Source organism: Xanthomonas translucens pv. cerealis, from assembly GCF_006838285.1.
Classification (GTDB): Bacteria; Pseudomonadota; Gammaproteobacteria; order Xanthomonadales; family Xanthomonadaceae; genus Xanthomonas_A; species Xanthomonas_A cerealis.
Genome location: NZ_CP038228.1, coordinates 497,442 through 520,156 on the forward strand (window position 1 = coordinate 497,442; position 22,715 = coordinate 520,156).

The 22,715-nt window shown below is 64.7% G+C and carries 20 protein-coding genes, 1 tRNA gene and 1 pseudogene; 13 read left to right on the plus strand and 9 right to left on the minus strand.

Features of this window, described 5'->3' with window-relative positions:
* The first annotated feature begins 93 nt into the window (after positions 1 to 93).
* From lspA to xopP, 4 genes are all read left to right on the plus strand, one after another.
* Positions 94 to 597, plus strand: coding sequence for a signal peptidase II (gene lspA / locus E4A48_RS02195; RefSeq protein WP_003469627.1), 504 nt, complete (start codon positions 94 to 96; stop codon positions 595 to 597).
* Between the two features lie 7 nt (positions 598 to 604).
* A complete protein-coding gene (ispH, locus tag E4A48_RS02200; RefSeq protein WP_058196980.1) occupies positions 605 to 1,555 on the plus strand; it encodes a 4-hydroxy-3-methylbut-2-enyl diphosphate reductase in 951 nt (316 codons plus the stop codon).
* 35 nt (positions 1,556 to 1,590) lie between these two features.
* Positions 1,591 to 1,666: transfer RNA gene (locus E4A48_RS02205), tRNA-Thr, on the plus strand.
* A 779-nt stretch (positions 1,667 to 2,445) separates the two neighbouring features.
* Positions 2,446 to 4,587 carry a type III secretion system effector XopP gene (gene xopP / locus E4A48_RS02210; protein ID WP_142741817.1) on the plus strand — a complete coding sequence of 714 codons (2,142 nt, stop codon included), beginning with the start codon at positions 2,446 to 2,448 and terminating at the stop codon, positions 4,585 to 4,587.
* A gap of 33 nt (positions 4,588 to 4,620) precedes the next feature.
* Here the strand turns inward: xopP and E4A48_RS02215 are convergent, their stop codons facing one another.
* Genes E4A48_RS02215 through E4A48_RS02225 form a run of 3 tightly spaced genes read right to left on the minus strand, consistent with a single transcriptional unit; the run spans position 4,621 to position 5,802 of the window.
* The gene (locus E4A48_RS02215) at positions 4,621 to 5,085 is read right to left on the minus strand and encodes a lysozyme inhibitor LprI family protein (protein WP_142741818.1); all 465 of its coding nucleotides are present in this window, start codon (positions 5,083 to 5,085) and stop codon (positions 4,621 to 4,623) included.
* A gap of 47 nt (positions 5,086 to 5,132) precedes the next feature.
* On the minus strand, positions 5,133 to 5,525 hold the full coding sequence (locus E4A48_RS02220; RefSeq protein ID WP_141696363.1) for a hypothetical protein: 393 nt from the start codon (positions 5,523 to 5,525) through the stop codon (positions 5,133 to 5,135).
* Complete coding sequence (locus E4A48_RS02225) at positions 5,494 to 5,802, minus strand: hypothetical protein (RefSeq protein WP_052234984.1); 309 nt, start codon at positions 5,800 to 5,802, stop codon at positions 5,494 to 5,496. The genes E4A48_RS02220 and E4A48_RS02225 overlap by 32 nt, the downstream gene beginning before the upstream one ends.
* A gap of 275 nt (positions 5,803 to 6,077) precedes the next feature.
* Between E4A48_RS02225 and cyoA the strand changes: the two genes are divergently transcribed.
* The 8 genes from cyoA to E4A48_RS02265 all read left to right on the plus strand — a co-directional run bounded on the left by cyoA (position 6,078) and on the right by E4A48_RS02265 (position 15,592).
* Positions 6,078 to 7,019, plus strand: coding sequence for a ubiquinol oxidase subunit II (gene cyoA, locus E4A48_RS02230; RefSeq protein WP_142741819.1), 942 nt, complete (start codon positions 6,078 to 6,080; stop codon positions 7,017 to 7,019).
* On the plus strand, positions 7,019 to 9,019 hold the full coding sequence (cyoB, locus tag E4A48_RS02235; protein ID WP_039005683.1) for a cytochrome o ubiquinol oxidase subunit I: 2,001 nt from the start codon (positions 7,019 to 7,021) through the stop codon (positions 9,017 to 9,019). The genes cyoA and cyoB overlap by 1 nt, the downstream gene beginning before the upstream one ends.
* A gap of 3 nt (positions 9,020 to 9,022) precedes the next feature.
* Complete coding sequence (gene cyoC / locus E4A48_RS02240; RefSeq protein ID WP_039005682.1) at positions 9,023 to 9,649, plus strand: cytochrome o ubiquinol oxidase subunit III; 627 nt, start codon at positions 9,023 to 9,025, stop codon at positions 9,647 to 9,649.
* The gene (gene cyoD, locus E4A48_RS02245; RefSeq protein WP_039005681.1) at positions 9,649 to 9,984 is read left to right on the plus strand and encodes a cytochrome o ubiquinol oxidase subunit IV; all 336 of its coding nucleotides are present in this window, start codon (positions 9,649 to 9,651) and stop codon (positions 9,982 to 9,984) included. Before cyoC ends, cyoD begins: the two co-directional genes overlap by 1 nt.
* Before the next feature lie 191 nt (positions 9,985 to 10,175).
* The gene (locus E4A48_RS02250; protein ID WP_185910702.1) at positions 10,176 to 12,065 is read left to right on the plus strand and encodes a M61 family metallopeptidase; all 1,890 of its coding nucleotides are present in this window, start codon (positions 10,176 to 10,178) and stop codon (positions 12,063 to 12,065) included.
* Between the two features lie 444 nt (positions 12,066 to 12,509).
* Positions 12,510 to 13,634 carry an aminotransferase class I/II-fold pyridoxal phosphate-dependent enzyme gene (locus E4A48_RS02255; protein ID WP_260608041.1) on the plus strand — a complete coding sequence of 375 codons (1,125 nt, stop codon included), beginning with the start codon at positions 12,510 to 12,512 and terminating at the stop codon, positions 13,632 to 13,634.
* An 89-nt stretch (positions 13,635 to 13,723) separates the two neighbouring features.
* The gene (radA, locus tag E4A48_RS02260; RefSeq protein WP_039005678.1) at positions 13,724 to 15,124 is read left to right on the plus strand and encodes a DNA repair protein RadA; all 1,401 of its coding nucleotides are present in this window, start codon (positions 13,724 to 13,726) and stop codon (positions 15,122 to 15,124) included.
* An 81-nt stretch (positions 15,125 to 15,205) separates the two neighbouring features.
* Complete coding sequence (locus E4A48_RS02265) at positions 15,206 to 15,592, plus strand: DUF805 domain-containing protein (RefSeq protein WP_039005677.1); 387 nt, start codon at positions 15,206 to 15,208, stop codon at positions 15,590 to 15,592.
* 678 nt (positions 15,593 to 16,270) lie between these two features.
* Here the strand turns inward: E4A48_RS02265 and E4A48_RS02270 are convergent.
* Positions 16,271 to 16,357 (minus strand): annotated as a pseudogene (locus E4A48_RS02270) (RNA polymerase subunit sigma-70); the annotation flags it as partial.
* A 435-nt stretch (positions 16,358 to 16,792) separates the two neighbouring features.
* Here E4A48_RS02270 and E4A48_RS20385 point away from each other — a divergent pair.
* Positions 16,793 to 17,299: a hypothetical protein gene (locus E4A48_RS20385; RefSeq protein WP_185910703.1), complete on the plus strand. Its 507-nt coding sequence runs from the start codon at positions 16,793 to 16,795 to the stop codon at positions 17,297 to 17,299.
* A 154-nt stretch (positions 17,300 to 17,453) separates the two neighbouring features.
* Here E4A48_RS20385 and xopF2 read toward each other — a convergent pair whose 3' ends face one another.
* From xopF2 to hrpE, 5 genes are all read right to left on the minus strand, one after another.
* On the minus strand, positions 17,454 to 19,517 hold the full coding sequence (gene xopF2 / locus E4A48_RS02280) for a type III secretion system effector XopF2 (RefSeq protein ID WP_142741821.1): 2,064 nt from the start codon (positions 19,515 to 19,517) through the stop codon (positions 17,454 to 17,456).
* Complete coding sequence (locus E4A48_RS02285) at positions 19,514 to 19,972, minus strand: hypothetical protein (protein ID WP_039005674.1); 459 nt, start codon at positions 19,970 to 19,972, stop codon at positions 19,514 to 19,516. Before E4A48_RS02285 ends, xopF2 begins: the two co-directional genes overlap by 4 nt.
* A 476-nt stretch (positions 19,973 to 20,448) precedes the next feature.
* Positions 20,449 to 21,228 carry a response regulator transcription factor gene (locus tag E4A48_RS02290; protein WP_039008887.1) on the minus strand — a complete coding sequence of 260 codons (780 nt, stop codon included), beginning with the start codon at positions 21,226 to 21,228 and terminating at the stop codon, positions 20,449 to 20,451.
* Between the two features lie 508 nt (positions 21,229 to 21,736).
* Positions 21,737 to 22,207, minus strand: a complete 471-nt coding sequence (locus tag E4A48_RS02295; RefSeq protein ID WP_080763360.1) for a CesT family type III secretion system chaperone — start codon at positions 22,205 to 22,207, stop codon at positions 21,737 to 21,739.
* Between the two features lie 98 nt (positions 22,208 to 22,305).
* Positions 22,306 to 22,713, minus strand: a complete 408-nt coding sequence (gene hrpE, locus E4A48_RS02300) for an HrpE family protein (protein WP_230812748.1) — start codon at positions 22,711 to 22,713, stop codon at positions 22,306 to 22,308.
* Positions 22,714 to 22,715: the final 2 nt, after the last annotated feature.

Consider the following 22,715-nt stretch of genomic DNA (forward strand, 5'->3'; position numbering starts at 1 on the left):
AGCGGCGGCGGCGACCCATTCGCCGTCGCCGTCGTGATTTTCGCCGCGTCGCCGTCTTTCACATCCAACCTTCGCCCGAGCCGGACTCCGCGCATGACCGTACGATCCAAACCCTCCGCCCTGAGCTGGCTGCTGCTGTCCGTGCTGGTGATCGGCCTGGACCAGTGGAGCAAGGCCTGGGTGCTGTCCAGCCTGCCCGAGTTCACCGCGGTGCCGGTGATCCCCGGCTTCTGGAACTGGTACCGCACCTACAACACCGGCGCTGCGTTCAGCTTCCTGAGCCATGCCGGCGGGTGGCAGCTGTGGTTCTTCACCGCGCTGGCGGTGGGCATCAGCGCCCTGTTGGCCTGGTGGCTGGCGCGCACCCCGCGCGGCGACTGGCGCGGCGCCATGCCGTACGCCCTGGTCATCGGCGGCGCGATCGGCAATGTGATCGACCGGCTGATGCATGGCCACGTGGTCGATTTCATCCAGTGGTACGTGGGCGACCATTACTGGCCCTCGTTCAACATCGCCGACTCGGCGATCGTCGCCGGCGCCGTGGGCATCGCCGTGTTCGGCGTGTTCGACGGCAAGTCGAAGCGAAAAGCGGGATAATCGGGCAATGGACGTTCTGCTCGCCAATCCCCGTGGTTTCTGCGCCGGCGTCGACCGTGCGATCGAGATCGTCAAGCGCGCCATCGAGACCCTGGGCGCGCCGATCTACGTGCGCCACGAGGTGGTGCACAACCGCTTCGTGGTCGACGACCTGAAGCAGCGCGGCGCGATCTTCGTCGAGGAACTGGACGAGGTGCCCGACGGCAACACGGTCATCTTCAGCGCCCACGGCGTGTCCCAGGCGGTCCGCCAGGAGGCCGAGCGGCGCGGGCTGAAGGTGTTCGACGCGACCTGCCCGCTGGTCACCAAAGTCCATTTCGAAGTGGCCCGGCACTGCCGCGCAGGCCGCGACGTGGTGCTGATCGGCCATGCCGGCCACCCCGAGGTGGAGGGCACGATGGGCCAGTGGAACCGCGAACGCGGCGCCGGGCGCATCTATCTGGTCGAGGACATCGAGCAAGTCGCCACGCTGGACATCCAGCAGCCGGAGAACCTGGCCTACACCACCCAGACCACGCTGTCGGTGGACGATACCCGCGGCATCATCGACGCGCTGCGCGCGCGCTACCCGGCGATGCAGGGGCCGAAGAACGACGACATCTGCTACGCCACCCAGAACCGCCAGGACGCGGTGCGCGACCTGGCCCGGCAGTGCGACCTGGTGCTGGTGGTCGGCTCGCCGAACAGCTCCAATTCCAACCGGCTCAGCGAGCTGGCGCGACGCGATGGGGTGGAGTCCTACCTGATCGACGGCGCCGACGAGATCGACCCGGCCTGGATCGCCGGCAAGCGCCGCATCGGCCTGACCGCCGGCGCCTCGGCGCCGCAGGTGCTGGTGGACGGCGTCATCGCGCGGCTGCGCGAACTGGGCGCCGATGGCGTGGGCGAACTGGCCGGCGAACCGGAGTCGATGGTGTTCGCCCTGCCCAAGGAACTGCGCCTGCGCCTGGTCAATTGACCGGCGGCCGGCGCCCCCCTAGAATTGGCGGTTCAGCCGGAATAGCTCAGTTGGTAGAGCGGCGCATTCGTAATGCGTAGGTCGTAGGTTCGATTCCTATTTCCGGCACCAGATGCAGCGAAGAACCCTGGCCTCGGTCGGGGTTTTTTGTTAGTGGAGTTTGTAAAGAACCAGAAACCGGCCAACGGGCCACTTCCACAGCGCTCTCGCACTACTTTTCTCCGCCGTACTCAGCCATAAAGGCCGACAGCGACATCCCGGATTGGAACTGGATACGGTTCATTGCCATGCTCTGACTGCTGCACGAATGACTTGCCGTCAATGTGCGGGGCGGTTGGCGCCCAGGCTGCGACCGGGCTGAAGTGGCGTGCTAGTCAGGTACATTTTTGGGTACGTAATGAAACGGGCCATGAACCTGGTCTCGCTGCCCTATCAAATTCAGCTCGACCCTGTTCCATGTGGCTTCGTATCAGGCACCAGCCATTCGCCTAGCATGCGAACGGCGCAGCATTCGGTGGTTTACTTAGGCATCGGCTTGGCGCCCATCCGACCAGTGAGTGAGTAGCGAACTGCTTGCGTTGAAACGGCGATCACAGGCACCACAGAGGTATCGCTGCGGATGCGTCAGCCACGATCGCATGTTGAAGAAGGGCAGGGCTGATCCAACATCGCGCGATGCAGGTGCTGCGACATGCAGCGTGATCCGGCAAGCGTACTGAGCTCTATGACGCACGTAAAACAAGTATTGCACCACGCCGCGGCACCGGGCGTTTTCGCTGACTTGCCAGGCCTTTCCGTGCCACACCCCCAAGATCCACGCACATCCCGAGAACGGGCGCATCTGGACGTCATGCGCGTGGCAATTGAATGGCAATATCAGAGGATGCACCGTGCCTAAAGTCAGAACGACCAATCAGACCCCACTGGATCCCTCGCAATCCACGCAACCTGCACCGACGCGCCCGGATCCGGGGGTAACGGCAAGTGCGTCTGCCGACGTTGTGGCGACCTCCGCGCAACTCAGCGGGCTTGCCATCAGGCCGCGGAGGCCGATCAGAGCGTCCAGAGCCAATGCCCAAGCGGCATCGTCCGCCAACGCCAGGGACGTCAGTGCGGCGCTCTTTGCCCCGACGCCTGCCTCGCAAGGATCAGATCCTTGCGTCGTATTGAACAATGCCTTGTCCAGGCTGCAACAGTTCAACCGCTTGGCAAACATAGCGCCGGCGGATCCGGGGAACATAAAGGGCCTTGAAGCAAGACTCAGGTCCGGCGCGTTAGCCATCGAATCCGCTCGACAAGGGTTGCAGGCGCTGGCCGAGCTGAAGATGCGACAACAGTTGCCGCTCGACCAAGTCGAATGCCACGAGAGTAAGTTGCTTTCGCAGCTCGCACAAGCCGCAGCGCTGAACTATAATTCGTGCCAAAATATAATCTGTGAAAAGATGGTCAAGGAATTGGGCTATGTGCACACGGAAGGGGTCGTTATGTTGGCGTTGCCCGCCGAAGCCATCCTTCTGCAACAGCCGGAATCATGGCTTGCGTTACGCACTCATCTTCTTGATGCCATTGCAGCGTTGGAGGAAGTTTGCCGACGCATCAAGTCGCCGATGACAGATAAAGCGCCGCCCGACTGGCTCAAGGACCAACTGCAGCTCTTCAGGGCGATGATAGGAGGTTGCCACACTCTGATGCAGACCGTCCGCGGAGTGATCTTCGACATACATGCAAAGAAACTCTGCGTTCAGGCCAGCGATTGCGGCCTACCACAGGTGCTGGACCGACTGAGTGAGCTCGTAGAAGTCGGCAACTATATGGACGCCGATTTGAGTGTAGCGCTCGTAAAATTGATGAATTTCCATGTCGAACGCCTGTCCTCAACCGAGTGTTCGCTTACACCGGAGGAGCTGGCCATGTACAAAGGCGTCGTTATCGAATACGCCGAGATTCGTGGCCGAGTGGGGATGAAGCTGTGTCTAGATGCTGCCGCTCTCATTGAGGAAGGGGATCATTCCAGAGATCATCTATGGCCGACCATGCTCGAAATCGCAACGGCGCTCACCGATCAACGCCAGGCGTTTCTTGATCTGTGTCAGTCCGCTGTCCATGACAGGCAGTTGATTGGCGCAGCGAAGGCCCCGACCGAAAAAACATCCGCATCAGTGACGCCACGATTAGCGATAACGACATCAGGCGAATCGGCCAAGTCACGCAAGGTCCGCAAGGAGACGCCCGCTGCCTCCAGCTCGACGGCAGTGCCCGCACGGCTGGCAAACGATGATCGCAGCGCAGCGCAGAAACAGGCCGACGAGGTGCTGAGGGGTACCCCCTTGGAGCCGTCACTTGTGGCCGAACTCGGGGGAGATTTCATCAAGATCGCCAAACGCCTTGGCAAGGACACCACAAACGTAGAGCGACTGATCGGCGATTCCAGGCATGACGCTGCGACGGCCTTCGATTTTGCCAGGACCTCCATGCAGGGCTGGTTCGGATCGAGAGAGCGTCTGCTGCAACTCAAAAGCAAGCTTCCCAGGCAAGACCAACGCCTCGCGCAACTCGACACGCGGTTGCATCTTCTCCAGATGATCGAGCACGATTTCGATCGGCGCGAAGCCGATGCGCTCAAGACCGATCCGCAGCCGCGCGCGCCGCATTTGCAGCGCTTGTTGGCAATGAAGGGACTGGCACGCGTCGCGACTCCGAACCGCCTTCCCTCGGAGGGCGACCGCGGCAACCGTGGCAGGCTGTTCGAAGTGCGTATCGACCACATGCCGCAGTCGAATGGCAGCCTCCCTGCGCCCTGGTTCGTACACCTGCATACCGAAAACCTGGTAACCCCCGCTGCGCTGCGCTCGCTTCCCTATAAGGACTTTACCGCTGTCCACCTCAAGACGGCGAGGGAGGTGAACTTGGGCTCACGTTGGGAAGAAGTGATGCGCGCACTCGGGAACACCGATGCCAAGGTGCACCGGGCAACGATTGGCGTCAAGCTGCTCGGCCAGCTTTGGGCGGCTGGCTCTGGTGGACAGAGGTAACTGGCTTGACCAACTCTATTGCCCTCCGGGACACTATTTAATCTCTTTCACAAATGTGATTCGCGCTCTGGTAGCTGTGGTTTTGCAAGCGCTGATAAGCATGGGGCGCATCGAGCCGCCTTCTTCTGCTTCCGGCTCTTCGTTGCATGCTTTTTCACGCTCGGCTTCCCAAGCGGCTTGAGCACCATCTATCTGGGCGCGACATTGTGGCAAGGATTCCCGCTTGGCCTTGAGTGCAGCATCGAGGTCGAGGTCTGATGCGACAAAATCTCGAAAAGCGCAGATGTTCATGCTGCGCTGTGTTCGATCACAGTCATTCAGTAGCTGCTGCAGTTCTGTTGGGGGAATTCGGCTGCGGCTGGAGAGCTCCTCCACAATCGTGGATTGGTGGGTCGCGCACGCAACCAACCCAGAACACATCGCCAGGAACAGACCTGCGAGTGCAGCGTATGTTCGTTTCGGGCAAGTTCCGACTGCCATGGAAACCTCCATCTTCATGGTCCTATGCAGGCAGTCTAGTCAGAGATGGACTCCGGTTCCACAGCCTACCGGTCATTGCGCCTGGGCGGTGGCAGGCAGCGAGCACGTGGCTTCCGCAACGCCCTGTTTGCGCTTCCACTGCCAGGTCCCACAGTCTCGCCACGCGGCTTGTACGAGATCGTCAACGGCTTGCCATCGCGTAGCAACTGCAAAGTGAGGATGCCATCCTGCTCCCCCTGCAACTGATCCTGGCCCACCGGGTGGGTGATCTCATCGCCGTTTTGCACGCCGGCCTTGGCGGCGGCCGAGTCGGGGATCAGGTCGCGGACGATGCGGGGGGATTCGGTCAGCACGGCGGGGACGAAGCCGAGTTCGTAGCGGTGCATGGGTTGGGAGATGCGTTCGAAGCAGGGGCCGAAGGCGTCGCTAGCCGATAGCGGTGCGGCGCCGTCGAGCATGGCGTGCAGCTGGCGGACCGCGTCTTCGTCGAGGTTGTCGCAGCATCGCTTCCCAGTCGGCGATGCCGAGCGGCTTGTCGCGTTGCCGACGATGCAGTATCGCCAGGATCAGATCGTCCAGCGATTTGCGGCCGCCGCTGGCCTTGCGCAGGGCGTTGTCGACGGTGACGAAGTACAGGAAGCCGCGGTCGTAGGGCAGGGTGCGGATGCGGGTGTCCTGCCAGAACCGCGTGGCCACATGCCGTGCCGAAGCGGTGCCGGTGGCGCCCGATGTCATCTCAGGCTGTAACGAGATCGAAGGCGCCGACCGCGCGTCGCGGGCAGGCTGCGGCGATCCGTCGCACGCAGGTGCGGCAATGTGTCGCACATAAAAGCACGCCTGCGCGCACGCTCGGTCTTGTCAATGGCTTTCGGAGATGCCGCACGGCAGCATAAAATACATGGTCGATCGCGCATGCCGGCCAGGATGCCGCAGGAAACGCGGAAACGCCCATGGGGCCGCTCCCGTTCGCCACTGCGCGGTCCGCCTCCCTTATGCAATTGGATCGTTCGATGATTCCGTTGAAACAACTCCGGCGCTCGCTGCGCTCCGGTCTGTCGCTTCTGCCCGCGCTGCTGCTGGCCGGGTGCGATGCGGCCATCCTCAATCCCAAGGGACAGATCGGCCACGACGAAAAGACGTTGCTGATCACCTCGGTGGTGCTGATGCTGCTGGTGGTGATCCCGGTCATCGTGATGACCCTGGCCTTCGCCTGGCGCTATCGCGCGTCCAACACCACGGCCCGCTACGAGCCGAACTGGTCGCATTCCACCGCGATCGAGGTGGTGGTGTGGTCGATCCCGTGCATGATCATCCTGGTGCTGGCGGTGCTGACCTGGCGCTCCTCGCATGCGCTTGACCCGTACAAGCCGCTGGATTCCAAGGTCAAGCCGATCACCATCGAGGCGGTGGCGCTGGACTGGAAGTGGATGTTCATCTACCCCGAGCAGGGCATCGCCACGGTCAACGAGATCGCGTTCCCAGTGGATACGCCGCTGAATTTCAGGATCACCTCCGACACGGTGATGAACTCTTTCTTCATCCCGCACCTGGGCACGCAGATCTACGCGATGGCCGGCATGGAGACCAAGCTGCACCTGATCGCCAACGAGCCTGGCGACTACTTCGGCCTGTCGGCGAACTACAGCGGCCACGGCTTCTCGAAGATGGGCTTCACCGCGCATGCCACCAACCGCGCCGGTTTCGAGGCGTGGGTGGCCAAGGTCAAGGCCGCGCCGAAGGCGCTGGACCAGGCCGAGTTCCAGATCCTGGCGGCCAACCGCAACGACAAGGCGCCGTACCCGGTGACCTACTACGCGTCGGTGCAGGACGGCATGTTCAAGTCGTTGATTCACAAATACATGATGGGCAAGGGTCAGCATATGGAAGGCCACGATGACCATCCGGCATCGGCTGCTGAGCCGGTCGCCATGTGCACTTCTGGAGACAAGTGATGCTAGGCAAACTCACGCTCGAGGCGATTCCGTTCCACGAGCCGATCGTCATGGGCGCCCTCGGCGGCGCCGGCCTGCTCGGCCTGCTGGTCGTGGCGGCGGTCACCAAGTACAAGCAGTGGGGCTACCTGTGGCGCGAGTGGCTGACCTCGGTCGACCACAAGCGCATCGGCGTCATGTACATCGTGGTGGCGCTGGTCATGCTGCTGCGCGGCTTCGCCGACGCGGCGATGATGCGCACCCAGCAGGCGATGGCGCACGGCGGCAATGAGGGCATCTTCCCGCCGCATCACTACGACCAGATCTTCACCGCGCACGGCGTGATCATGATCTTCTTCATGGCCATGCCGTTCATGACCGGCCTGCTGAACCTGATCGTGCCGCTGCAGATCGGCGCGCGCGACGTGGCCTTCCCGTTCCTGAACTCGCTGAGCTTCTGGCTGTTCGTGGCCGGTGCGGCGCTGGTCAACATCTCGCTGGGCGTGGGCGAATTCGCCCAGACCGGCTGGCTGGCGTATCCGCCGCTGTCGGGGCTGGAATACAGTCCCGGGGTCGGCGTCGATTACTACATCTGGGCCTTGCAGATCTCCGGCCTGGGGACATTGCTGACCGGCATCAACTTCTTCGTGACGATTCTGCGCATGCGCACGCCAGGCATGACCCTGATGCGCATGCCGATCTTCACCTGGACCGCGCTGATCACCAACATCCTGATCATCGCCGCATTCCCGATCCTGACCGTGGCGCTGGCGCTGCTGGGCGCGGACCGCTACCTGGGCACGCACTTCTTCACCAACGACGGCGGCGGCAACGCCATGATGTACGTCAACCTGATCTGGATCTGGGGCCATCCGGAGGTGTACATCCTGATCCTGCCGGCGTTCGGCATCTTTTCCGAGCTGGTCGCCACTTTCAGCAGCAAGCGCCTGTTCGGCTACACCTCGATGGTTTACGCCACCTCGTGCATCGGCGTGCTGTCGTTCGTGGTGTGGCTGCACCACTTCTTCACCATGGGCTCGGGCGCCAACGTCAACGCGTTCTTCGGCATCACCACGATGATCATCTCCATTCCCACCGGGGTGAAGATCTTCAATTGGCTGTTCACCATGTTCCGCGGCCGCGTGCGCATGACCGCGCCGGTGCTGTGGACGATCGGCTTCATGATCACCTTCACCATCGGCGGCATGACCGGGGTGATGCTGGCGATCCCGGCGGTGGACTTCGTGCTGCACAACAGCTTGTTCCTGATCGCGCACTTCCATAACGTGATCATCGGCGGCGTGGTGTTCGGCTACCTGGCCGGCTTGACCTACTGGTTCCCGAAGGCGTTCGGTTTCAAGCTCAACGAGACGCTGGGCAAGGCCTCGTTCTGGTGCTGGATCGTCGGCTTCTTCGTCGCCTTCATGCCGCTGTACGTGCTCGGCTTCATGGGCATGACCCGGCGCATGAACAGCTACAACCATCCGGAGTGGGCGCCGTGGCTGATGGTGGCCGCGGCCGGCGCGGCGATCGTCGGCATGGGCATCTTCCTGAACCTGGTGCAGATCGGCTACAGCATCTGGAAGCGCAAGGACAACCTGGACCTGACCGGCGACCCGTGGGGCGGGCGCACGCTGGAGTGGGCCACGTCCTCGCCGCCGCCGTTCTACAACTTCGCAGTGCTGCCGCACATCGACGACCGCGACCAGTTCTGGGAGGACAAGCTCAAGGGCAAGGGTTGGACGCGTCCGGCCAGGTACGAACCGATCCACATGCCGCGCAACACCGCGGCCGGGGTCTGGATCGGCGCCTTCAGCGTGGTGCTGGGCTTCGGCTTGATCTGGCACATCTGGTGGATGGCGATCATCGGCCTGGTCGGCATGATCGGCAGCTTCATCGCGCGGACGTTCGACGACGACGTCGATTACTGGGTCCCGGCGGAGGAGGTGGAGCGCATCGAGAACGCGCGTTTCGCCCTGCTGGAACAGCAACAGGCGGCGCATGCCGCAAAGGCGCTCTGAACCATGTCCTCCACGACGCTCGACAACCACCACGCCGTCCACGCCGACGGCCACGACGATCACGCCCACCACGACAGCGGCGGCAACACCGTGTTCGGGTTCTGGGTCTACCTGATGAGCGACTGCCTCATCTTCGCCGGCCTGTTCGCGACTTACGCGGTGCTGGCCGGCGCGACCGTGGACGGACCCACCGCCAAGGAACTGTTCGACCTGAAGTTCGTGCTGGTGGAAACCTTCCTGCTGCTGTTCAGCAGCCTGAGCTTCGGCTTGGCGATGATCTCCGCGCACAAGCGCAGCCTGGGCGGTCTGTATGGCTGGCTGGCGGTCACCGCGGCGCTGGGCCTGGGCTTTCTGGGCATGGAAATCTACGAGTTCCACCATCTGATCGAAGAGGGCGCCGGTCCCGGCCGCAGCGCGTTCCTGTCCGCGTTCTTCACCCTGGTCGGCACCCACGGTCTGCACGTGGCCTCGGGCCTGCTGTGGATGACGGTGCTGGTGATCCAGATCGCCAAGAACGGCCTGACCCCGCGCACCACCACCCGCCTGGCGTGCCTGAGCCTGTTCTGGCACTTCCTGGACGTGATCTGGATCGGCGTGTTCACCATCGTCTACCTGCTGGGAGCGCTGTAATGGCCAACCATTCTCCTTCCGACGCACACGCCGAGTCGCACGGCAGCGGCCTAAAGTCCTACCTGATCGGCTTCGTGATGGCGGTGGTACTCACCGTGATCCCGTTCGGCATGGTCATGAGCGGCGCGTTCCCCAAGGGCGTGACCGTCATCGTCATCGCGGTGCTGGCCGCGGTGCAGATGGTGGTGCACCTCATCTACTTCCTGCACATGGACCGCTCCGCCGAGCAGCGCTCCAACGTGCACGTCGGCCTGTTCTCGCTACTGATCATCGGCATCGTGGTGGTCGGCTCGCTGTGGGTCATGCACAACCTCAACGTCAACATGATGCATTGAGGTCGCGTACCGCCGCGCGCTCGCGAAGGCCGCCTGCGGGCGGTCTTTTGCGTTGCGGCGCTCGCATCGGCGCGTAATGTCGGCCGCTGTCGCCGGCGATGGCGCCGATGCATGACCAATGGCATGCAACGCCACGCCAGCAGCCGGCATAGCATCGCCGATTGCCCGTCCACCGTACTACTGGAGACCCCATGACCAAGTCCACCGCCTGGATGGCGCCGCTGTTGCTGGCCGCCACTGCCGCGTTCCAGGCCGCGGCGCAGACCGCGCCGCCGCAGGACGTGCCATTCGCCGGCACGCTGAAGATCGATGTCGACGCCACCGACCTGGCGCATCGCATCTTCCACGTGCGCACCACGATCCCGGCCACGCCGGGACCGATGACCCTGTTGTACCCGCAGTGGATTCCCGGCAACCATTCGCCGACCGGGCCGATCGACAAGCTGGCCGGGCTGGTGGTCAAGGCCAACGGCCAGGTGCTGCCGTGGAAGCGCGACCAGTTCGACGTGTACGCGTTCAAGGTCGAGGTGCCGCCGGGCGTCAGCGAGATCGTCGCCGAGTTCCAGTTCCTTTCCTCGCAGGGCGACGGCCAGGGCCGGGTGATGATGACCCCGGAGATGCTCAACCTGCAGTGGAACACCACCGCGCTGTACCCGGCCGGCATCTACGCGCGCAACATCAAGGCCCAGGCCAGCGTGACCCTGCCGCCGGGCTGGAGCTATGCCACCGCGCTGGAGACCGCCACGCGGGTCGGCGACACGGTGACTTTCAAGCCGATCGACTTCGACGACCTTGTCGATTCGCCGATGTTCGCCGGCAAGTACTACAAGCGCATCGCGCTGGATGCCGGCGGCAAGGCGCCGGTGTATCTGAACGTGTTCGCCGACGAGGCCAAGTCGCTGGATGCCAGGCCCGAGCAGATCAAGGCGCACGCGGCGCTGGTGCGGCAGATGGACAAGCTGTACGGCGCGCGTCATTTCGATCACTACGAATTCCTGCTGGCCCTGACCGAGAAGCTCGGCGGGATCGGCCTGGAGCATCACCGTTCCAGCGAGAACAGCGGCCCGCTCAACTACTTCACCGAGTGGGACAAGAGCTGGGACCGGCGCGACCTGCTTTCGCACGAGTTCAACCATTCCTGGAACGGCAAGTACCGCCGCGGCGCCGACCTGGCCACGCCGAACTTCAATGTGCCGATGGGCGACAGCCTGCTGTGGCTGTACGAGGGCCAGACCCAGTTCTGGGGCGAAGTGCTGGCCGCGCGCTCCGGGCTGTGGACGCAGCCCCAGGCGCGCGACGTGCTCGCCGACGTCGCTGCCACCTACCAGCGCGGCCGTCCCGGCATGGCCTGGCGCGCGCTGCAGGACACCACCAACGACCCGACCATGTCGCTGCGCCGGCCGCGCGCCTACCGCAGCTACCAGATGAGCGAGGACTATTATTCCGGCGGGCAGATGCTGTGGCTGGAGGTCGATGCCAAGCTGCGCGAGCTCAGTGGCAACAAGCGCTCGATCGACGACTTCGCCAAGGCCTTCTTCGGCATGCACGACGGCGCCTGGGACGTGAATCCGTATACCTTCGAGGACATTGTCGCCACCCTCGACGGCGTGGCCAGGTACGACTGGGCGAGCTTCCTGCGCAGCCGCGTCGACGGCCACGGCCCGCTGATCGGCGGCATCGAGGCCAGCGGCTGGAAGGTGGTCTACAGCGACCAGCCGAACGAGGCGATCAAGACCTACGAGGCGACCAAGAACGGCGTCGGCCTGAGCTATTCGCTGGGCCTGAGCCTGGACGACAAGGGCAGCGTGCAGGACGTGCTGTGGGACGGCCCGGCGTTCGACGCCGGCATCATCGCCGGCAACAGCATCGTCGCGGTCAACGGCCGCGAGTACAGTGCCGACGCGATCAAGGAGGCGATCACCGCGGCCAAGGGCGCCGCCGCGCCGATCGAACTGCTGGTCAAGCGCGGCAACCGCTACGACACGCTGCGCATCGCCTACCACGGCGGCCTGCAGTATCCGCACCTGGAACGCATCGCCGGCAAGCCGGACCGGTTGAGCGAGTTGTACAAGGCCCGATAAGCCGTCGGAGCGCTGCTGCGCGGCGGTGCGTGGACCGCGCAGCGGTGGCTGGGGGCGAGGGCGTCGGGCGGCGTAGCGCATGCGCGGTTACGCAAGTTTTATCCCGCCGGCCCGGTTGTTTACGCGCACAGGCATGGCGCCTTTACGGGGGCGCGCGCGATCGTAGGTGGGCCGCTAGCCAGCGGCCTTTCGACCCTCGATCAACCTGCCACGGCCCCCACGATGAAGCCTTCTTTGCCTACTGTTTCTCTCGCGGCCGACGCCGTTGGTCAATGCGATCCCCTGCCCCAAAGCGGGGAGAACTTCGATCCGGCGTTGCTGTTCGACAACCGCGGCATGCGGCTGCGGCAGCGGGCGCAGTATGTCGCGACGCTGGTTGCGCATGACCGCGAGCAAGGGCGCATGCCGTACCACCGGCAGATTTGCTCTCCGGCCGATCGCCAAGTGCTGCTGCGCGATGACGCCGGTGGCGCGGCGCGTCCAGTGCTGATGTTCGGTTCCAACAATTATCTGGGCCTGGCCAATCACCCGCACGTGCGCGAGCGGGTAGGGCGTGCCATCGCCGAATACGGCACGGGTATCGGCGGGCCGCCGTTCCTCAATGGCTACCTGCGCATCACCCGCGAACTGGAAGAGCGTCTGGCCGCGCACAAGGGCCAGGAGGACGCGATGATCTTCCCAAGTGGGTTTTCCGCGAACCTGGCGTTGCCCGGCGCGTTGGCGCGCAACGGCGACCGCATCTACTACGACGCCTATTCGCATGCGTCCTGGTTCGACGGGCTGAAACTGGCCGGGCTCTCCTCGCGCCGGTTCCCGCACAACGATCTGCAGCGTCTGGCGCATTGGCTGGAGCGCAGCGGCCGCTGCGAGCAGGACACCTTCGTCGCGGTGGAAGGGGTGTACTCGATGGATGGCGACCTGGCGCCGCTGGATCAGCTGGTGCCGCTATGCAAGCGCCATTCGGCGCTGCTGGTGGTCGACGATGCGCACGGCAGCGGGGTGCTCGGCGCGCATGGCGGCGGCAGCGGCGAGCACTTCGGCGTGGCGCAGGAGATCGACGTATTGATGGGTACCTTCAGCAAGACCTTGGCGGTCAATGGCGGCTTCGTGTGCGCTTCGCGTCCGCTGATCGAGTATCTGCGCTGGATCTCGCGCTCGTACATGTTCTCCGCCGCATTGCCGCCGGCCACGATCGCGGCGGCGCATGGCGCATTGGACGTCATCGCCGCCGAGCCTGAGCGGATGCGCCAGCTGCACGCCAATGCCGCCGGCCTGTGCGCGCGGCTCAATGCGCTGTCCTGGGGACTGGACGTGTCCACGCCTTCGGCGATCCTGATCGTGCATACCCCGCCGGGCATGGATGCCAAGGCGGCGGCGATGCGCCTGGAGCAGTTGGGGCTGTTCGTCAATCCGGTGCACTTCCCGGCGGTGCCGCGCGGCCAGGAGCGTCTGCGTATCAGTGTGATGGCCACGCATACCGAGCAGGACCTGGATCGGCTGGCCGAGGGCATCGACCGGATCTGGGGCGAGCACGCGCATGGCGATGCGCGCCTGCGCGCGCAGGCATAGCGCCGCGGCAGCTGCGCACGGCGCGGTTCTCGCCCGGCGAGACGCCGCGCGGCTACAGTAGCGCTCCCACCGCTTTTCCGGATGTTCCGATGGCCAAGAGCGCCGCAAGCAAAGCCAGAACCGCCTACGTCTGCGGCGACTGCGGCGCCGAGTACAGCAAATGGCAAGGCCAGTGCGCCGAGTGCGGAGCGTGGAATTCCCTGAGCGAGATCGTGCTGGAGAGCGCGGCGGCGCCCAAGGCGCCGGCCGCCGCGCGGCGCAGCGGCTGGGCCGGCAAGACCGAGGCGCCGAAGATCACTGCGCTCAAGGACGTAGAGCATCGCGACCAGGCGCGCGTGTCCACCGGCATCGGCGAGTTCGACCGGGTGCTCGGCGGCGGCCTGGTCGAAGGCGCGGTGGTGCTGATCGGCGGCGACCCGGGCATCGGCAAGTCGACGCTGCTGCTGCAGGCGTTGGCGAAGATGGCCAGCACGCTGCCGGTGCTGTACGTGACCGGCGAGGAATCGCTGGCCCAGGTCGCCGGCCGCGCGGTACGCCTGGACCTGCCGCTGGACGGTCTCAACGCATTGGCCGAGACCGGCATCGAGCAGATCCTGCAGCAGGCCAGCGCAGCGCGGCCCAAGCTGATCGTGGCCGACTCGGTGCAGACCCTGTGGACCGAGTCGCTGACCGCCGCGCCCGGTTCGGTCAGCCAGGTGCGCGAGAGCGCGGCGCGTTTGGTGCGCTACGCCAAGGAGACCGGCACCGCGGTGTTCCTGGTCGGCCACGTGACCAAGGAAGGCGGGATTGCCGGGCCGCGCGTGCTCGAGCACATGGTCGATGCGGTGCTGTATTTCGAGGGCGAGAGCGGCAGCCGCTTCCGCCTGCTGCGCGCGTTCAAGAACCGCTTCGGCGCGGTCAACGAGCTGGGCGTGTTCGCGATGGGCGAGAAGGGACTGAAGGAAGTCTCCAATCCGTCGGCGATCTTCCTGTCCGGCAGCAGCGCCAACCAGCCCGGCAGCTGCGTGATGGTCACGCGCGAGGGCACGCGGCCGCTGATGGTGGAAGTGCAGGCGCTGGTCGATGCCTCGCCGCTGTCCAATCCGCGTCGCGTGGCGGTGGGCCTGGAACAGAACCGCCTGGCGATGCTGCTGGCGGTGCTGCATCGGCACGGCGGCATCGTGGTCGGCGACCAGGACGTGTTCGTCAACGTGGTCGGCGGCATCCGCGTGCAGGAGACCGCGGCCGACCTGCCGGTGCTGCTGGCGGTGCTGTCCTCGCTGCGCGACAAGCCGCTGGCGGAGAAGACCATCGCCTTTGGCGAGGTCGGTCTGTCCGGCGAGATCCGCCCGGTGCCCAACGGCGAGGACCGATTGCGCGAGGCGGCCACGCATGGCTTCAAGCGCGCCATCGTGCCCAAGGCCAATGCGCCCAAGACCGGCGTGGTCAAGGGCATGGAGGTGATCGCGGTGGAGCGCCTGTCGCAGGCGCTGGAGGCGGCGAGCGAGTAGCTGCAAGCGTTTCCCTGCGGCAGGGTTTATGCCACCATGCCGCCGCTGCAGTGACGCAGCGGTTCGAAAAAAGGAAACACAATGGAATGGATGTTGATGCCGCTCAAGCGCTACGCGGATTTTTCCGGGCGTTCGCGGCGCAAGGAGTACTGGATGTTCACGCTGTTGAACATCATCGTGATCACGGTGTTGATGGTGCTGGTCGGCATCGGCGGTGGCTTCGGCGGCCAGAACGGGACCAGTGCGTTGTCGATGGCTGCGTTCGTGCTGGTATGCCTGTATTCGCTCGCCATGCTGGTGCCGTCGTTTGCTGTGCAGGTGCGCCGTTTCCACGATCAGGGCAAGTCCGGCTGGTACGTGCTGCTGGGCCTGATCCCCTGGCTGGGCGGTGTCGTGGTGCTGGTCTTCATGTTGATGGAGGGCGCCAGGGGCGCCAACGTTTACGGCCCGGATCCGAAGCAGGCCTGAGCCGCGTCCGATCCTGTAGCGGCCGGGTCCCGCGACCCGGCCGCTGCCGATCGATGCATTGGCGTGCATGCGCTGCTTGCGGTGATGCCGGGCATCGACGCTGCAAATCGCGGCACCCCGATCCGGAGCGTAGCGGTGGGACGCAGCGGCGCAGCGGCGTTCGCCGGCGTGCAGCGCGCAGAGACAATCCGCGTAGCTGAAACGGCGCTCGCTTTTGCGAGCGCCGTTCTCGTTTGTGCGCGAACGCGCGCGCCGCTGCGATGCGTCAGTCCTTCTTGGGAGCGGAAGGTGCGGGCGCAGCGCTGCCGCGAAGGGCCCAATGCTGCGTTGTGCCTGGACTACGAGGATCGACAGCGACGATCGGGCACCGGTTTTCGATGAATTTTCTGTGACAGGTGTGGTGGGCGAGCGCGGGTGGAGGTTGTTCGCTGCGGTCCACGCCTGCGCGATCGGAACGGCGCGGCGTGATCGGGGCGCGCGCCGATCGTGCGGCGCGCAGTGCGTCGTCGGCAGCAGTATGCGAGCGCTTGCCATTGCACGCAGCGTTCGCCATCGGCGTGGCAGTGCTGATCGCCGTGTCTGGCACCGGCGATGTGGCTAGTTGAAATCTTCGGCCACGTTGGCCAGCGGTTCGTCGCGGAACACGATGCGGCCGCTGCCACCAGGCATGCATCGGCAGGTCTCCTGCACCATGTCCTCAGCGTCCTCGCTGGCGCCGCGGCGCACGAAGAAGCCGCGCAACACCGGACCGTGCTGGGCGACCATCTGCGTTCACGCGCGTCTGGCGTTGCCGGTCATCGCCTGCGTTCGGCGCACGGTGGGCCAGCCTCGCTGGCGCAGATGACATGACGATGACGTGGCGGTGCGGGCCGGCCCCGCCGTCCGCAAGCCCGCTGGCCTGTCGCCTGTTTTCGGTTTGCTTTTCGGAAATTCGTGGTTCATGGCCCGCGCGGTTTCACGCCGATCCAAAATGGACGTCCTGTTTCGATTTCTACGAAGGAGACAATGATGGGAAATATAAATCGCTGTTTTCGTTCCGGTGAGTCCAGTGCGCGTTACCAGCAAGATGAGCACGCACACGGGTCTGCCACGCCGGGCTCGCCACATGAGCGCGATCCCTACCAGCCGGTTGCATCGAACAATCCGGCGCTTGCCGGCCTGCGACCCCGCGTCTCGAACGCGCCGGTACATCAGAGGGGCGTGGCAACTAACGAGGCCGGTCTGCAGGCGGTGCTTCGCGAGGCGCAACAATTGAGTCGTGAGATCGCTGAACAGGCCGAGCATGGGGATCCGGGTCTGCAACCGATCCTGGAGTCATTGAATAAAACTATCCGTAAAATCAACGGCAAGTTGAATGGCTCGCTTGGGAGCCGCGGTCCTGACGAGTATCGTTCAGAAATCCAACAAGTGCGCCGGGATTTCAACGCGTTCAATGAAGCAGCGGGCGGTTATCAAGGGGCGAACTTCGGATACAGCGGTGTGCTGCACTCGGGTTCTTTCGGGGGGGGCGCTGAGTCGTTCTGCCGCCGCCGAGCTTCGGTGGCGGTCGGCGCTGCCGATCGCGCTGGCTGCCCAGCGCGGTCCAGCGCGCCACGACACGCCAGGCGCATGATGCGGCGGTCGGCCTTGCGCCTTTCCCTTCAGTGGGTGGAATCACCGCTTCCGGCGGAAGTTTGCGCAGGGCGGCGAACAGCGCCTCGCCGCTGATTTCGCGCAGGAAGGTGATGGGGCCGGCCGAAGATTGCACGCGCTGCCCCGACGATGCGGGCGCGTTAGAGGGCGTGTTCAACGGCGCATAGGCCTTTCTTTTAGGAAACACAACGTAGTGTGGCAGGGCGCTCCAGGGCGATCGGCGCTGGGCCTACGTGCTGGTCCGCGGCCGCCCGTTGCGCCAATCGAGCAGCGCTTGGCGCTGCATCAGCAGCCCACGCACGTCGGTGACCTGGTCTTGCAGTGTGCGCAGCCGATTCAGGGTCTGCTGCTCGATGCCGTCCGGCGCGTCGAGCACCTGGCCGATGGTGGCGAGGGCTGTCTCGAATCTGCTTCGTTCGAGCACGCCCGTCCCATGCTGCAGCGACTGCTCCAGCGCGGCAGCGACCTGCTGCAGGCGCGCATTCTGGGTCTGCTCGGCTGCATTGCGAATGAGGTCGATCTCCGGCTGCAACCCGGCCTGGATGGTCAATGCCCTCGACCTCAGCCTGGCCTGTTTGTTGTCGCGATGCCCGTCCAGGTTGACGGCCAGGTCGTGCTTGGTATCGCTCAGTGCGCTGTTGGTCGCATTCCAGACCGCGTCGTTGGAGAAGGACTGGCCGAATTGCTGGACGACGCTGCCGGGCGAGGACAGGGATTCATTGGTGCCAGGCGTGCCGTAGCTGCCGCGCACCAGCGACGCCAGGACCATGCCTCCGCCGGTGGCGACCCAACTGGTCAAGATATTACCGCCCATATGGCGCAGCAGCAGGTCGCGTACGCTGCGCACCGCCATCAGCGGCGACGTGAACGGTAGCGTTGCCAGGGCGCCTGCTTCCTGCGCGATCTCCACAAGCGTGTGATGCAACCGCCGCGCGTCGCTCCAGCGCAGCGCCGGCGCCGATTCGTCGTGGCGGGCGAGCCGGAACAGATTGACCGTCTGGGTGCCGCCGACCAGATTGTCCACCTGGGTCTGGCCGACCCGAGGTAGCGCCTTGCCGGTTTCGAGGATGGCCTTGCCGAGCGCACCGGAGGTGCCGGAGCCGATCATCGATGTGCCCAACACAAGGGGCGGTGACAGCAGGGTTGCGGTGCTGCTCAGGCTGCGCCGTACCCCGTTGAGCGTGCCGCTCAGCACCGGTTTCAGGAAGGTTGCCTCGGCCTTGCCGTCCATCAACTTCTGTCGCTCCAACAGCTGCCGTTGCCGGTCGCGCGCGATGCTCTGCAGTTTCCCGAAGGTCGGTCGGTCGCCTTCGTGTTCGAGGTGCGAGACCTCCTCGTCGCGCAGTGGCCGCCAAAAGTGCTTGTTCCCCTCCGCGGTGATCTCCATTTGCACCGGTCCGGGCTCCGGGCTGAGAATGGACGGCGCAATGGGCTTGAACGCGGGCATGTTGGCCAGGCGCGCGCGGCGTTCGATGGCGCTCAACAGGATCTGCTCTGTGAAGTAGGAGGTGATTCCGGAGGTGGCCCCGCCGACCGCCGTCGGGCCGACCTTGGTGGTGAGGCTGCCGTCTTGCTGGTCGTACTTGGTCGCAGTGGCGCTGCCGGGAGGCGTTCGCAGTGCGGAGGAGAGAAATCCCTTCAGCGTTTCATAGGCTGCCGGCAACGCCGCCGCGGTGCCCGCCGCGCTCATGTTTTCGTTGAAGCGATAGCCGCCGTTCGGGCCGTACGCTTCGTGCCGCTGCTGCAATCGGTCGGCCGCCCACTCCACGTATTCCTCTTCCAGTTGCTCCTGGGTTTCCGGCGCATCGTCTGTGTCCGCGGTTGCGGGGTACTCGTTCAGGTAAATACGCAATTGGTTGACGAACGCCCGACGCTGCAATGCAGGGGGCGGCTGGCTGCGGCTGGCGCCCGAAGCCTGCGTCGAAGCGGGGCGCTGCAGCTGCGACAGCGACGCGACGTCGGAACGAGAGGACGGTTCCGGCTGCTCTTGAAGACGGCCTGCAACAGGCAGCGTGGCGGCGCGATCTGGGTCCTGCGATCCGATCCACAGGCGAATCTCTGGGACGGAGCTGCTTGCGGTTGACGGCGTCGCACCCTCCGCCGTGGGCGAACCGCCTGTCTGAAGGCGGCCGCTGCGCTGCGACCCTGGGCGCGGTGCGCGCTGCGAGAGCGCCTCGGTCTGGATGTCGGCGGGCGGTGAGGGCTGGATCGATTCCTGCGGGGGCGTGGACGCCATCTCGTGCGCAACGCGCGTCGGCGAGGTGGTGGCGGAGATGGGTGACGACGCTCTCATTGCGTCGCCTCCTGCGCGTGCGCGGCCGGGGCGTCGTCCAGCAGCGCGAACAGGATCGCCCGGCCCAGCGCCTGGACCTGATCCAGCTGCGTGGCCACCTGGTCGATGCCGTCCGCATAAAGCAGCGGGCGCAGCGACAACATGCCTTCATCGGCCAGGCCCAGGCGCAGGCCATGCTCGGTCAGCATGAGGTCCTGGATCGCCAGCAGACGGACGACGTCCGCGCCGCCCAGTTCGGCTCCGGTCAGCGGCAGCAGCGCTTCGGGATAAACGCGCCACGCCGCCCCGTGCGGTTCGCTGTGCAGCCGGCACAGCAATCCGGACGGAGCGACGAACGGCTCGCCGCCTGCGGCCGCCTGCATGAGCTTTGCATCGATGCCAAGGTGCAAACCGATTTGCGCGAACACAACATGCAGCGGAACGGATGGCGGGGGTACTTCGCTTTCACTCGACATGGAAAGTTAACCTGGTGGAAAGTTCACCTGGGATGGAGAGGGTGTGCAGTCACCAGTTGGTCGTGACCTGATGTTGGGTGCATGCCTTGCAGCCGCGAAGAACATTTGAGTCGTGTGCTCAAGGGGCCGAGCCGCTGCAGACGAAGCCGCTGTCGGACAAGCGAAGCGAACCGCGCGGCGACGGCCGGCGCTGGCAAAAAGTGTGAAATTCACCACATTTGCAATGCCGGCGTTTTGCGCTCGGATCGCGCTGCACGCTAGCGATCGGCTGCGGCGCGCGCCAGGCGCCGGTGCGTACACGTGCTGGCCGACAGCGGGCGGGCCGGCCGCTGGCGGGCGTGAGCCGCTCGTGCGCGGGCCGCCGCCGTCAGCGAAGGCGCGGCCCGCGCAGAGCGTGGTGCACGGGTTGGGGCAGGCCGTTGCCGGTCAAGCATGGCTGCAGCCGCGCTGGATGCTGAGGCGTCCAGCGTGGGGGCTTACGCGCTGGCCAGTGTTGCCGGCAGCGGCGCCAAGGGCGGCAAGGGCGGCTCGCAGGGGCGCTCGCCTTCGATCAGCTCGAGCTGGTAGCCATGCGAATAGATGGTGCGGATGCGCACGCTGCCGGTACTGCATAGCCGCAATTTCTTGCGCAACTTGTAGATGTGCTGCTCCAGGGTGCGGTCGGTGAAGTCGCTGACGCTGCCCCAGATGGTCTTGGCCAGCTGGCAGCGACGCAGGCATACGCCAGCATTGGAGAACAGCAGCCACGCGATGCAGAACTCGCGCGCGGTGAGCTTGATCGGCTCATCGTTCAGATAGGCCGTGCTGCTGGGGCGATCCAGCAGATAGGCTCCCACGCGGATGCGCTGGTCGTCGTTGGCGGCCGGCTCCAGCATGCGCGTGGCCAGAGCGGCTCGTACGTGCAGTTCGTTGGTGTTGAACGGAATGCTGAGCACATCCAGCGCGCCGGCACGATACCAGTCGAAGATCGCCGTGCACGTCGGAAAGCGGCCCATTACGATCAGCGGGATTGGCCGGCCCTGATGGCAGTGCTGCCAGGCTAGCACCGCGCTGTCCAGCGGCGAGGCGCAGTTCGCGTCGAACAGGATCAATTCGCACGGAGACTGGCGCAGGGCGCGCAACACTTCGAGCTCTTCGCTGAAGACCTGAAGTTCCGGACGCAGGCAGCGCAGGCTTTCGGAGACCTGGGCGATCAGCGCCGGGTCGCGGCTCAGTAGTGCGTAGTGCTGTCCCCGGGGTGCCCAATCCGGACTCATCATGGCGTTCTCCAATGTGCGCCGGCAGCGGCGCTGCGGTGTGGGCAAGTGGCCATTACGGTGGCAGGGGGAGCGGCGAAAGAGCGGGTCGTGATGAGGGCAGGGTGCATAAAAATATCGCGAAGTCGCTATCGGGGGGAGGTGGACAATGGAGCGTCCTAGCAACACTGCCCTGACATAATCGCGAGAAAGATAAGAAATAAGCAACACTCTGTCTCAAATTACGGCTGATGACATCGTTTGCTTTAGCTTGCGGTCAGCCTCAGACTGTGGTTCAGCTTTTCGAGAAGCGCGGATTCATCCGGCGGTGCGCTGGGTGTGCTGTGCGGCCAGGCCGTATCGGTAGCGGGAGGCCGCTGGGATCGTCTCCCGGGCCGGCGGTCGCGGCGCCGGCGTGCCGTGGAGCTTTTTTAGCGGTGGGTGAAGCGTCGGCGACCGGCGAACGCATTGCGCGCCATGGGCGATTCAACCGCGGATGTAGCCCGGCGGCACCGGTCATGCGAATGGGTCAGGCGCGGATCCAGAGATAGTCTCCGGTGCACAGCGCCGAGTACATCTCGTCGGTACAGGCGAAGATGGTGTCGCGCCAGTAGCGGCCGTGTTGCACATAGTGGTTGACCAGATCGGCGAGCCAGCCGCCATGGATGTCGGCGTCCAGACCCACCCGGGCGATCAGCACGACTTCACCGCTGGCCGGCTCCAGCCCCAACTGCGCCTGGTCTTGCGCATAGACGGAAAGATTGGCCTCCAGCATGAGCCGGAACACCTGCAGGGTACGCCCCGGGGGCATTACCCCGAAACCGATCAGCAAGTACATCGCCGCATCGGGCTCGGCCAGAGCGGCGTCGTCCGGATAGCGCAGGGTGACCTGGAAACCGTCGTTCTCGAACGAAAAATGGGTCCCCGCCACATTGGCCGGGACCATGCCTAATTCCGCGCAAAGATCGTCTATCAGCCTGGAAAAAGCTGGTTGGTTCATCGTTGCGCTAACCGATTTTCAGATTCAGGCTGATTGACGGCGAGGCCTCCGGTGGAGGTCTCGCCGCCGTTTGCACCGCGCAGCGCGGCTACCGCTCATCAACCCTGCGTCAGCGACTTTGCGTTTGCGCCGGCCTGCTTCGAGAGCTGGCACATCGCCATGTGCATATTCAATTCGTTCTGCATCTGGGTGACTTGATCCATCATTGCTTCCTGGTTGCTGACGTCTGTGCGCATGTTTCCGACCATGCAGCCCATCTGGCCTGCGCCGATGGCGTTGTTGGCCATGCCGGAGGCGCCATTGATGCCAAGGCCCGCAAGCCCATTACGAAAGGAGCCGAAAGCAGTGGATGCGCTGCCTGCGTTCGCGAGGGCGCTAAAGGGAAGTGCCATAAGTTTTTTCTCCTCGAAATTATCGCTGTTTAATGAACACGCTTTCGCGTGGGTACCGGCGGCTCCTGCCGCACGGATCGTGGCTGGCCTGTTGGGGCCAAAGAGCGGATACAAGT